Annotated in this window: 9 protein-coding genes and 1 pseudogene; 4 read left to right on the forward strand and 6 right to left on the reverse strand. The window is 60.7% G+C overall.

The annotated features are described in order from the left end of the window. Window positions 1-447: 447 nt before the first annotated feature. Window positions 448-750, reverse strand: a complete 303-nt coding sequence (locus M5R41_05180; protein MCZ7555779.1) for a HigA family addiction module antitoxin — start codon at window positions 748-750, stop codon at window positions 448-450. 11 nt (window positions 751-761) lie between these two features. Further along, window positions 762-1,040, reverse strand: coding sequence for a type II toxin-antitoxin system RelE/ParE family toxin (locus M5R41_05185; GenBank protein MCZ7555780.1), 279 nt, complete (start codon window positions 1,038-1,040; stop codon window positions 762-764). Window positions 1,041-1,953: 913 nt separating this feature from the next. Between M5R41_05185 and M5R41_05190 the strand changes: the two genes are divergently transcribed. Then, window positions 1,954-4,032, forward strand: a complete 2,079-nt coding sequence (locus tag M5R41_05190) for a DEAD/DEAH box helicase (GenBank protein MCZ7555781.1) — start codon at window positions 1,954-1,956, stop codon at window positions 4,030-4,032. Continuing rightward, window positions 4,029-4,973 (forward strand): annotated as a pseudogene (locus M5R41_05195) (DNA-processing protein DprA). Before M5R41_05190 ends, M5R41_05195 begins: the two are co-directional and overlap by 4 nt. A gap of 336 nt (window positions 4,974-5,309) precedes the next feature. Here M5R41_05195 and M5R41_05200 read toward each other — a convergent pair. The 4 genes from M5R41_05200 to M5R41_05215 all read right to left on the reverse strand — a co-directional run bounded on the left by M5R41_05200 (window position 5,310) and on the right by M5R41_05215 (window position 9,858). Next, window positions 5,310-5,459, reverse strand: coding sequence for an addiction module toxin, HicA family (locus M5R41_05200; protein MCZ7555782.1), 150 nt, complete (start codon window positions 5,457-5,459; stop codon window positions 5,310-5,312). Then, window positions 5,456-5,668: a type II toxin-antitoxin system HicB family antitoxin gene (locus M5R41_05205; GenBank protein MCZ7555783.1), complete on the reverse strand. Its 213-nt coding sequence runs from the start codon at window positions 5,666-5,668 to the stop codon at window positions 5,456-5,458. Before M5R41_05205 ends, M5R41_05200 begins: the two co-directional genes overlap by 4 nt. Window positions 5,669-6,115: 447 nt before the next feature. Then, window positions 6,116-7,516: a sigma-54 dependent transcriptional regulator gene (locus tag M5R41_05210; GenBank protein MCZ7555784.1), complete on the reverse strand. Its 1,401-nt coding sequence runs from the start codon at window positions 7,514-7,516 to the stop codon at window positions 6,116-6,118. Continuing rightward, complete coding sequence (locus M5R41_05215) at window positions 7,516-9,858, reverse strand: ATP-binding protein (GenBank protein ID MCZ7555785.1); 2,343 nt, start codon at window positions 9,856-9,858, stop codon at window positions 7,516-7,518. Before M5R41_05215 ends, M5R41_05210 begins: the two co-directional genes overlap by 1 nt. A 596-nt stretch (window positions 9,859-10,454) precedes the next feature. On the opposite strand from M5R41_05215, the gene M5R41_05220 reads away from it, so the two are divergent. Both M5R41_05220 and M5R41_05225 read left to right on the forward strand, forming a co-directional pair. After that, window positions 10,455-10,769, forward strand: a complete 315-nt coding sequence (locus M5R41_05220; protein ID MCZ7555786.1) for a transposase — start codon at window positions 10,455-10,457, stop codon at window positions 10,767-10,769. Continuing rightward, the gene (locus M5R41_05225; protein ID MCZ7555787.1) at window positions 10,766-11,647 is read left to right on the forward strand and encodes an IS3 family transposase; all 882 of its coding nucleotides are present in this window, start codon (window positions 10,766-10,768) and stop codon (window positions 11,645-11,647) included. Before M5R41_05220 ends, M5R41_05225 begins: the two co-directional genes overlap by 4 nt. Window positions 11,648-12,356 lie beyond the last annotated feature (709 nt).

Below are 12,356 nucleotides of genomic sequence, written 5' to 3' on the forward strand. Positions count from 1 at the left end.
ACCGTGGGTGGTCAATATTGCCGGTGATGTCGCTTCTCGATAGCGGTAGCAGATCAGTGCAGTATCCCTGCGCTAATATTACCCCCAAGCGGTTTGCTTCGCAGTCTGAACTTCTGGGTGGCATTACATGCCTGTGACCTCGTGGGGTGTATATCTGTTAACATTGTGCGGCCGTTCACCTCGGCTAACCTCAGTGGAGCACGTTCGCCTGAGGTCGGCGACTTTTTGGTCAAGACAATCAAGATTTTTCGAGCATCTCCCACTTGGCGCATGGACCCGAGGGTTATCGGAACGTGTATCCCCTCTATGCCTTTGCGTCTCCGCGTTGCTTTCCCCTCCCCTACGCGCCGCCCTAGTACATCGTGGACACGGGAGCGGTGATCACGGTGGGCGCCGGCCCCTTCGGCTTCGCTCAGGGACCGATGACTGGCCCGCGTCTACGGGCTGTCACGTTGCGGCACTGCGTCTGTGCGGTACGATGGCGTTCAGTTCTTTGTCGATGCGTCGATGTGTTTTTTCGAGATCGCACAAGGCCTGCGCCCGAAGCCAGTAGCCGTTCGAAAGTCCGAAATACCGGCACAGCCGCAGATCGGTATCCGCGGTGATGGCGCGTTTGCCGGATACAATCTCGCTAATGCGTTGCGCCGGTACGCCGATGTCTTTCGCCAGTCGGTATTGTGATAGACCCATGGGAAGCAGGAACTCCTCCAGCAGGAGATCTCCAGGGGTTACGGGGGGCAGCGAGTTCATGGCGTGTATCCTCAATGGTAATCAACAATTTCGACATCCGCGGCGCCGTGCTCCGTCCAGCGAAAACAGAGGCGCCATTGATCGTTTATCCTGATGCTGTGTGTTCCGACGCGTTCGCCTGCAAGCGCTTCCAGCCGGTTTCCCGGAGATACGCGCAATTCCTTCAACGACATCGCGATTTCCAGCTGGCGCAATTTTCTCCGTGCAACAGTTTCTATCGCTGTGAAACGGCGCACGCGGTATCCATGGGCGAGCTTTTCGGTTGCGTCACAGCGGAAGGAGACGATCATGTGGAATAATAACGTATCGCGTGATTATAGTCAAGCCGGAATGACGATCACGTTGCAAAACAGAGATCTCCCAACGGCTTCTGCCTGGTTTTCTTCCTGGCACACCGCCATGCGAGACGCGCTGCAAATCCTCTCCGCGCTTTCATTCAATGGCTTCGGTGCAGGGATCACAGAGCTCACAGAGGGGAACAGAGGGCACAGAGAGAGATTTTTATGACGCAGTCTCTCCGCACTCTCATTCGATGGCTTCAGCGCAGATCGGGAATAGTTAATCGGGAAGTGGGAATCGTTAATCGGGAATCGTTAAACGTAAGTATGCGCATCATTCGGAAAGGTGCTTGGTTGCTCTGCCAGCGAACGTTCGACTTCCGCCCAAAAACCTCTCCCCGCGTACGTCGCTCTCGTCGCTCTCATTCGATGGCTGCGGCGTAGGGTTCACGGAGGTCACAGAGGGAAACAGAGGACACAGAGGGATGTTTTGCAGTCGCCGCCTCCGTGCTCCTCCCCTCCGCGACTCTGTGCAGATCCTGAGCGAGGTTTCGCGGTCCCTGAGCGTAGGCTCAGCCACCACCGAAAGGCTGCATCTTCGCGGCTCAGTCTCCTCCCCTCCGCGACTCTGTGCAGATCCTGAGCGAGGTTTCGGCGGTCCCTGAGCGTAGGCTCAGCCGCCACCGAAAGGCTGCATCTTCGCGGCTCAGTCTCCTCCCCGCCGCGGCTCCACGCTCGGGACGGTGCCGGCGAAATGCATTGACAGCGGATGCGGCGTTGCGTAGCTTGTTTTTTCGTGCGCGACGGTTGTCGCGCGGGACGCATCGAAACAGGGAACGGCCGGCAGGGCGTGCGTGGTGCAGGGAAACGCGCCCGATCCATCGGAATGTTCGTCATCATCACGGCACAATTACGGGGAAAACTGATGCTGTATCAATCATCGAGAGCGCTTCAACTGCTGAGACTGGGAACGGGTATCGCGGACGCCACCTTCCGCGAGGGGCAGGAAGAAGCCATTCAACACATCGTGGAAGGTCACGGCCGTCTGCTCGTCGTGCAAAAAACGGGCTGGGGCAAAAGTTTCGTGTATTTTATCGCGGCGCGCATGCTGCGGGATGCCGGCCACGGTCCGGCGCTGCTCATTTCACCGCTGCTCGCGCTGATGCGCAATCAGATCGCAGCCGCCGAACGCATGGGTGTGCGCGCGGCGAGTATCAACAGCGACAATCAGGATGCCTGGACGGACATCGAGTCCCGTCTCGCGCGGGATGAGATCGATATCCTCCTCATCTCGCCCGAACGATTGGCCAACGAGTGGTTCCGCGCCAATGTGCTGGGTCCCGTCGCCGCGCGCATCGCGCTGCTGGTGATCGACGAGGCGCATTGCATTTCCGATTGGGGACACGACTTCCGTCCGCAGTATCGCCTGCTGGAGAGAATCGTGCGAACGCTGCCGCCGAATATGCGTCTGCTCGCCACAACCGCGACGGCGAACAATCGCGTCCTGGAGGACCTCGTCGCGGTGCTGGGTCCGGGGCTGGCGCTGTCCCGCGGCGATCTCAATCGCGCCTCGCTCTGTCTGCAAACGCTGCGGATCCCGGGACAGGCCGAGCGTCTCGCGTGGCTCGCGGAGCGCTTCGCGACGCTCGACGGTCATGGCATCGTGTACACGCTCACCGTCCGCGACGCGGGCCTGGTCGCCGACTGGCTGAAATCCCGCGGCTTCCCTGTGCACGCATACACGGGAGATACGGGTGAGCGCCGGGAGGAGCTCGAATGGGCGCTGCTGCGGAATGAGGTAAAAGCCCTCGTCGCCACCACCGCCCTGGGCATGGGCTACGACAAACCGGATCTCGCCTTTGTGATCCATTATCAGATGCCGTCCTCGGTGGTGGCGTATTACCAGCAGGTGGGCCGGGCGGGCCGCGCGCTGGACGCCGCGTACGGTGTGCTGCTCAGCGGCGAAGAAGACGACAGTATTAACGACTATTTCATCCGCAGCGCCTTCCCCACCCGCGAGGAAGTCGCCGAAGTGCTGCGCGCGCTGGAGCAAGCTCCCGACGGCCTCTCCGTGCCCGAGCTGCTGAGCCGGATAAACGTGAGCAAGGGTCGCGTGGAGAAAACTATGGCGCTGTTGTCGCTCGAGTCGCCGGCACCGATCGCCAGGCTCGGGAGCAAATGGCAGCTCACGGCCGCGACGCTCGGCGAAGCGTTCTGGGCACGCGCCGGGCGCCTGACGGCCTTGCGGCGCACGGAGCACGAGCAGATGCTGGAGTACCTGCGTCTCCCCTTCGGCGAGCATATGTCCTATCTCATCAGGGCGCTCGACGGCGATCCATGCAGCGTTGGCGCGCCTCCGCTGGCGCCCCTGCCGGAAAGTGTTGACCCGTTGTTGCTTCGAGCCGCCATCGCTTTTCTGCGCCGCAGCAGGCTGCCGTTCGAACAGCGGAAAAAATGGCCGGATGGCGGTCTGCCGCGCTATGCCGTCAAAGGCATGATCGCGGCCGCGCAACAGGCGCGTCCCGGAATGGCCCTGTGTCAGTGGGGCGACGCCGGATGGGGCGACGATGTGCGAAAAGGGAAATATCGCGACGGCCGCTTCGCCGACGCATTGGTCGCGGCAGCCGCAGCCATGGTTCGGGAATGGGATCCGCAGCCGGCGCCCGCGTGGGTGACCGGCATTCCCTCCCTCAGGCACCCCGATCTCGTAGCGGACTTCGCCGCACGTCTTGCCGCTGCGCTCGGCCTGCCGTATTATACAGTACTCGTACGGACCGACCACAGACCTGAACAGAAAACCATGGCAAACAGCACACAACAGGCGCGCAATGTGGACGGCGCTCTCGCCTGCAACGGCGTACCGATGCCCGAAGCGCCGGTCCTGCTGGTCGACGACATCGTGGATTCACGCTGGACCCTGACCGTGGCCGCGTGGCTCCTGCGCTCGCACGGGAGCGGCGACGTGTGGCCGATGGCGCTCGCGCGGGCGGGGTACGAGCAATGAACGGACCACTCTCCGACGATACCCAGGCCATTCTGCTCCTGACGGCGCCGTTGATCGCCGGCAGGTCCGCGACGTCAACGGAGCTACTCACACCGGGCGAATACAAACGCCTGGCCGCGGTTCTGCGCGACCTTCAGAGCACTCCGGCGGACCTGCTGACCTCGCGCGCAAGCGCGTTGACGGATGCCTGCGCGGCGGTTGTCGCCCCTGATCGCATGGGCCGCCTGCTGAGCAGGGGCTTTCTGCTGAGCCAGGTGGTCGAGCGCTGGCGGAATCGCGCGATCTGGATACTGGGTCATACCGATGAGGGCTATCCGCAGCGCTTCAGGGGTCGCCTGGGCGAGGATGCGCCACCGGTGCTCTACGGCTGCGGAGACGCGGACATCCTGGATTCCGGAGGTCTCGCCGTGGTTGGCTCGCGCAACGCGGAGGAAAAGCTCATTGACTTTACGATGGCTGTCGGAAGCTTAAGCGCCCGTGCCGGCAGAACACTGATTTCCGGCGGCGCCAGAGGCATTGATCAGGCGGCGATGCGCGGCGCATTGGAGGCAGGCGGAAGGGTCAGCGGTGTGCTCGCCGACAGCCTCGAACGCAGCACGATGCAGCGCGAGCACCGCAACGTGCTGCTCGACGGACGCATGGTGCTTATCTCGCCGTACGATCCCAATGCGGGCTTCAACGTCGGCAATGCCATGCAGCGCAACAAGCTGATCTACGCCCTGGCGGACGCGGCACTGGTGGTTTCGTCGGATCTGAAAAAAGGCGGCACCTGGGCCGGTGCCGCCGAGCAGCTGGATAAACGGAGATTCGTACCGGTTTTCGTGCGTTCCGCGGGAGAAGCCTCCGAAGGACTGACCGCCTTGCGCGCCAGGGGCGGGATTCCGTGGCCGGATCCCCGGGACGTCGACGACTTCGCCGCCATCTTCGACATACCACTCCCGCGACCGCAGGAGGGTACACAAGACACCCTTTTCGGTTTTCCGTAGAAGGGCACGGTAGGCGTGACGCCGGGTGCCGATCATCCTGAGGTAAATTTCGAAGCTTTCGTTCGGTGGAGTTAAACCGTTAAACGTTAAACGAGGGAGGGCTCTCTTTCTATGTGGGGCTGGCTCGCTCTGCTTACGGATGTTTGCGTTGGGCCTGAAATGCTCTCCCCGTTCTCATCGCTCTCATTCGATAGCATCGGTGCAAGGGTTCTTAAGGGGGAGAGGGTCGTTTGCGCTTGTAGCGCCGCGGCTTTATTTGATCGGCGTAATCCCCAGATCCCTGCAAATCTTTTACGCCAGGAGTTCTTTGATCTCCGAATGCCGGGGCACGGCTGAACGGGTATTCATTGTCGGATTCCACCACCACGAGTGTTTGCTTCCCTCCCGCAGCAATGCACACCTCTGGCTGCGAAGATAGCGCAGGAGGTCGCCTCTCTTCATACAGCTATTTTTTCGGTGCGGAAGCCACCGCCCGCTGCATTCAATGCGTCGCGGCGGTTGAATTCCAGCGCTTCCCGCAATGTCACCGCCAGGGTTTCCATCAGGTCTTCATAGCTGCTTTCCTGACAATTCACACCGGGAACTTCCTCGATCCATCCTATCCACCATTCACCGTCTTGCTTGACAACGGCGGTATATTCGTTCTTCATCAGTACATTCTCCTTGTTACCGTACCGTGGGATGGCGGTTGTTGGCACAAGCAGTCAGTTCCATCCCGTCAACCACCCGGCAATGTAGGAATTTTTTCGGGTCGCTGCGCACGCGAGCTGAGGTTGAGGGAGTGCCGCCCTCCGGGCATAAAAACCTCTCCATTATCTCTCAACATGGCTTCGGCAGAGAATCGGGGGAGTTAAACTGTTAAACGTGAAATGTTAAACGATGGGAGGGCCTGTAGAGTGGAGGGAGGGGCTGGTACGTTTTGATGGGTGGCAATGCGCCTTCGTTGCGGATAGAGGCCGTGCGAGCCGGTAAAACAAATAGCGATGTCACGAATCAACCCAGTTCCATCAGCCCTTCAAAAACTCCTCTGCGACACCCCTCCCCTGCCCCTCCCCTGCGTCTCTGCGCCTTGCATTTCGCGGTGTGCCACGTCGGCTTCAGGCTTTCTCGAAATTGCTGCGATCAATATTCAGGCGTTTCATCATTTTTTGTATGGCGGCGCGGGTGAGGCCGCATTCTTCGGCGGCGTGGGAGATGTTGCCGCCGGTGCGTCCGAGAATGTTTTCGAGGAACTGCCGTTGAAAATCGGCCAGCAGGCGCTGCTTGGCTTCTTCGTAGGTTATGGCGGGCGTGTGTCGCTGCGTAGCGGTCGCGGCGCTCGCGCCGTGGAGAAAGAAGTGATGCGGAAGCAGATCGGCTCCCCTGCCGAGTATCACGGCGCGCTGCGTGGCGTTTTCGAGTTCGCGCACATTCCCCGGCCAGCTGTACTGTCGCAAGGCGGTTGCGGCGTCGGCGGTGATGGCGAGAATGCTGGTACTTCCCGGCAGACACAATTGCGCGGCGCGTCGCACGAAATGGCGGGCTAATGGCAGTATGTCGGCTGGACGCTCGCGCAGAGGCGGTATGGTGACGTGAAACACGCCGAGCCGGTAGTACAAATCCTCACGGAACTGCCCGGCCTCAACCATCTTCCGTAAATCGCGGTTGCAGGCGGCGATGAGACGAAAATCCGTCGCCTCGTCGCTGCCGGAGCCCAGCGGACGGATAATTTTTTCCTGCAGTACGCGCAGCAGCTTGGACTGGAAAACCGGCGACATGGAGGCGATCTCGTCGAGGAAGAGCGTGCCGCCATGCGCGCGCCGCAGCATGCCTTCGTAATTCCTGTCCGCACCGGTAAACGCGCCGCGCCGGAAGCCGAAGAGCTCGGACTCGAGCAAGGTATCCGGCAGAGCCGCGCAGTTAACGGCCACGAAGGGCTTGGCGAAGCCGCTGCGGCGATGGATAGCCCGCGCGACGAGTTCCTTGCCCGTACCGCTTTCGCCGTTGATGAGAACGGGGACGTGCGTAGCGGCTACCTGTCGCACAAGCTCGAGAACGGCCAGCATGCCCGGATCCACTGCGATAATTCCCTCCTCGCTGGTGTCCTCCTGCACAGCCGTACGTGCGGCGAGAATGCGGCGGCCGCTCATGGCCACCGTCTGGAGGATTTCATCATTGTCGAAAGGCTTGGTGAGGAAGTTTGCGGCGCCGGCGTGCAGGCATTCCACCGCCAGCTCTATCGTTCCGAAGCCGGTGACGAGAATCACCTCCACAGCCGGATGCGTGGCTTTGATGTCGCGAAGCAAATCCACACCCGATCGTCCGGGCATGCGGATATCGGAAATCACCAGATCCACGGGTGAGGACGCGAGCTGTGCCAGCGCTTCCTCGGCCGACGCCGCGGAAGCTATCACGGCGCCCGTGGGCGTGAGGAGGCGCGTCAGCCCCAGACGGAGATCCGGCTCATCGTCCACCACGAGAATGCGGAGGTTGGTGAGTATGTCCGCCGCCGCGCACATCAGTCCCTCCCTCTCACGACGGTCGGTGTTGCCGCTGCGCCCGTTCCGGGCGGCGAGGTATAGCCGGCGAGACCGGAGGAGGCCACGTCCGCGTCCAGCGTCAGTTCCGTGCGGACACGCGGGATGGCGACACGGAATACCGTCTCGCCCGGTCGTGAAGTCGCCAGCGCGAGGGTGCCGCCGAGCGTGGTGATGATACGGCGGGAAATGGACAAGCCCAGTCCCGTCCCCTTGCCGCTGGGTTTGGAGGTGAAGAAGGGTTCAAAAATACTGTGCTGATGCTCCAATGGAATTCCGGGTCCGTTATCCATGATATCCACCAGCAGGCCGGCGCTGTCGTTGTCTTCCCATCGCGTCCGCACGGTGATGCGTCCGCCTTCTTCATCGAGCGCCTGCAGGGCGTTCATGATCAGATTGACGAACACCTGACGCAGCCAGGTTTCGTCGCTGCGTACGACGGCGTCGCCGTTCATGAACTCCATATCGAAGCAGACATTTCCCTTTTCATACAGTGGACGCAGAAAACGGACAACATCAACGAGTACTTCATGCAGGTCGGTTTCCTCCTCGCCCGCTGCCTCGCCGCGTCCGTAGCTGAGCAGGTAGCGAATGGTGCGCTTGCAACTTTCGGTGTTGCGGAGAATGACGTCGAGATGCTCGGAATAGGTCGCATCGTCTCGCAAATCGCTGCGCATCATTTGCGCGAACATGGAAATGGCGGCAAGGGGATTGTTCAGCTCATGCGCCATCACGGCGGAGACCTCGCCCAGCACAGCAAGGCGATCCTGATGCGCCTGCTTTTCGTCTATGCGCATGCGTTCGGTGACGTCGCGTCCCACGAGCACGGTGCCTTCGAGGCCCGCCATCGAGGCGATGCTCGAGGAAACGACTTCGTACACACGGTGGCCGACATCGAGCATGCAATCGCGCGCGGGCATGCGATGGTCCAGCAGGCATTGCCGGCAGTCGCGTTCGCCGGGTCGTCCGCAGGCGCAGCGCCGGGGTGCCAGCGGCAGCTGTGCGTCGCGCAGGTACTCGAGCAGCGGCGCCGCCGCGTTGTTATGCATGATCAGTGTCGCATCGCGGTCGAAGTACAGCACGGCATCGTCCATGGAATGCACGACGGTATTGAGCAAATCGCGTTCGATACTGAGCGCTTTACGCTGCTCGTCCAGTTGCCGGGCGGTATTGCGCAGACGGGTGGTGCGTTCTTCTGTTGCGGCTGCCATGAGGTTGAAGGAGCGGGCTACATCGCCGATTTCATCCTCCCCGCTGTCGTCCACATGGATGGTAAAATCGCCGGCCGTCATGGCGCGGGCGGCGTCCCCGAGCGCCGCGAGAGGTTTGATGAGGAAGCGCACGGGGAAATACAGGAGAATGAGCGACACGAGAGCTATGAGCACGCCGGCGCCGAGAAAGCTGCTCTGCAAGCCGGACACCGGGAGCATGGCTCTGTGCGCATCCACGGCCACATGGACGCGCCATCCGTACGAACCTATTGCGTGCTCCCGCATGATGGCGGGCGACGGTGCCGCGGCAGCAACGGAAGCGACGTCCCGCATCGCGAAGGATGCCGCATCGGCCTCCTCCCCCGGGGCGTTGCCGGCATGGCCTCCCGGTGCGGTTCCGCTTGCCGGGGTGAGCACGAAACGGCCGCCGCGCTGATCCGAAAGCGTGACGATGTGTTCGGAGAGCATTCCTGTGGCGCGAGCCGTATCCATGCCGGAGAGGTTGCCCACGAGTCGCCGTAGATCAATCCAGAAACACAAGGTACCGATGCGTGTACCACCGCCGAGATTGCGAACCGGTGTACTTATCGCGAAATGCCGGTTATCGCCGTCTCCCGACTCCACGAAGCTGCTGTACCAGAGTGTGTCGTGCCGGAGTAAATCCCGGGTGACACCGGCGGGAATGCGCCTATCCGCATCGCGTACCGAGGCCAGTATGTTTCCTTCGGGACCCAGCAGCAGCAGATCGGTCAGAGCGGAAATGAGAGGAAATTTATTGCGTGCGAGATGCGCGGCGAGATGTTCGTGCACGACGTCTCCTTGCGCATTGCCCGCGAGGCCGTTGACCGCGAGCAGTGTTTCCATTTGCGCACGGATGTACCCGTCGGAAGCGAAGTCCTCCGCGCGACGTCCCATGAGATGCAGCGTGGCGGACAGTTCGTGCGCCAGTCCGGCGCTCTCCGCGGCGATGCGCAGATTTATCTCGCTTTCCAGCGCCGAGCCCGCGGAGACGGAAATGAGATATCCCCCGACGCCGAACGCGAACAGGCAGATACCTACGAAGGCCCCAGTCAGCTTGTACTTGATCTGAACATGTGACAGTGGATCGCGCAACGTCGTATCCTTTCAGCGATCATAATCATCGAGTCTTTTGTCGATTTTAATATACGACGGTGATTGGAGCTTGTCAAGTGGCGGAGAAATCAAGGTGAATCGTTCAATGTGAATCGTTAATCGTTAAACGTGGCTCGTGAGTCGTGAATCGTTGCAGGTCAAGGACCCTTCACCAACCCGAGTGTCGCCCTTCGGGCTGATGGCGAATGTGCTGTGCGCGTGCCCCCTCAGCTGAAGCTGGTGGCTAGAGGAAGTGTCGCCCTTCGGGCTGGGGACGTCATCGCTGGGTGCGGAAGTCCCCCAACTGCCGTTGGGGGATACAGGAAGAGTCGCCCTTCGGGCTCTTCACACTTCACCCTTCACCCTTTACCTCCCTCGTGTCGCCCTTCGGGCTGATGGCGGATGTGCTGTGCGCGTGCCCCCCCAGCTGAAGCTGGGGGTTAGAGGAAGTGTCGCCCTTCGGGCTCTTCACCCTTTACCCTTCACCCTTTACCTCCCCGTGTCGCCCTTCGGGCTCTTCACCCTGGAGTGTCCCGAAGAAATTGCACAGAGAGTTCCCCCCGGTTACCTTTTCAAAAATCACCGGAGACTCTGTCATGGTAAAACGAACCCACAAGAAATATGATGCTGCATTCAAACGATCCGTGATCGAGTTGGCTGACAGCACCGATCGACCCGACTCCGCGCTTGAGGAGGAGTTCGACCTCTATGATGGTGCGATACGCACCTGGCGCCGTCAGCTTCTGACACAGAAGTCAGAGGCCTTTCCCGGCAACGGAAATCTTCCCGCCAGTGATTCTGAACTGCATCGTCTTCGTCGAGAGAACGAGATTCTCCGTCAGGAGCGCGAAATATTAAAAAAAGCAGTGGCCATCTTCTCGCTACCCACGAAGCCCGGTTCCGGTTTATGAACGCATATCGGAACGAGTTTAGCATCGAAAGGATGGCCAGCGTGCTCAACGTATCGTGCTCAGGCTATTATGCATGGCGTCGTCGTGGCGAGCATGCACGCGCCGAGCGCACCGCAGCCTTCGATATGGCGGTCCGGGAGGAATTCCTGCGCAGGAAATCCAGCTACGGCGTACGTCGTCTCGTCAAAGCATTACGCAAGCGCGGTTTCGCGTGCGGGCGGAGCCGCGTGGCGGCCAGCATGCGTCGGCAGGGATTGAAGGTCAAGCATCGTCGCCGTTTCATTACCACGACAGATTCGAAGCATTCGTATACTGTCTCGCCAAATATGCTCGAACGCCAGTTTTCGGTCGATGCACCTGATACGGTGTGGGTGAGTGATATCACGTATTTGCGCAGCACCTCCGGATGGTTGTACTTGTGCGTGTTTATCGACCTGTTTTCCCGGAAGATCGTCGGCTGGGAGGTCAGCACATCGTTGCGCCATACAATGGTTGTGACCGCGTTCAAACGCGCGGCTTGGACGCGAAGCATACGTGCGGGGCTTATCGTGCATTCTGATCGCGGTGTGCAATACTGCTGCGAGGGATTCCGCAGTGCCCTGCGCCCTTACGGCAGCATTCAGAGCATGAGCAGGAAGGGTGATTGCTGGGATAACGCCGTCGCCGAGTCATTTTTTGCCACGTTGAAGAAGGAAATGCCGGAAGGACTTCTCTTCGCGTCGGTGACGGATGCCCGGCGATACCTCTTCGAGTACATTGAACTTGAATACAATAATCAGCGTCTGCACAGCACGCTGGGCTATCATACGCCGCAGGAACACGAGAATCTGTATTGGTCGAAGAAACGTCTCGGCAATGACATGGAGCAGGCGGCATGAAACGATATGAGCGAGAGCAAGGCGCGCAGCGAACCGCGCTGGCAGTCGGGGCGACTGGAGCCCCCAAGAGAGCTCAGGGCCGCCCCGGCGCCACCCCGCGGTTCCTCTGCGCGACTGCGAACGCGACCACTACAAGCACACTGTCATTTCAATCCGGGGGGAACTCACTGTCCATTTTTTGCGGTACACTCCACCCTTTACCCTTTACCCTTTACCTGCCCCGTGTCGCCCTTCGGGCTGATGGCGGATGTGCTGTGCGCGTGGCCCCTCAGCTGAAGCTGGGGGCTAGAGGAAGTGTCGCCCTTCGGGCTGGGGACGTCATCGCTGGGTGCGGAAGTCCCCCAACTGCCGTTGGGGGATACAGGAAGTGTCACCCTTCGGGCTCTTCACCCTTCACCCTTCACCCTTTACCTCCCCCGTGTCGCCCTTCCCCCCGGGCTGACGCCCGGGGTTAGAGGAAGTGTCGCCCTTCGGGCTCTTCACCCTTTACCCTTTACCCTTTACCTCCCCCGTGACGCCCTTCGGGCTCTTCACCCTTCACCCTTCACCCTTCACCCTTTACCTCCCCCGTGTCGCCCTTCGGGCCCTTCACCCTTCACCCTTCACCCTTCACCCTTTACCTCCCCGTGTCGCCCTTCACCCTTCACTCTTCCGGTTTTGCTCTTCCTCACGCAGGCGCTACATTGGAGTATCGTAACCGCTACCCGCA

The sequence above is a fragment of the Bacteroidia bacterium genome, assembly GCA_027493955.1.
GTDB lineage: Bacteria > Bacteroidota > Ignavibacteria > SZUA-365 > SZUA-365 > JAOSJT01.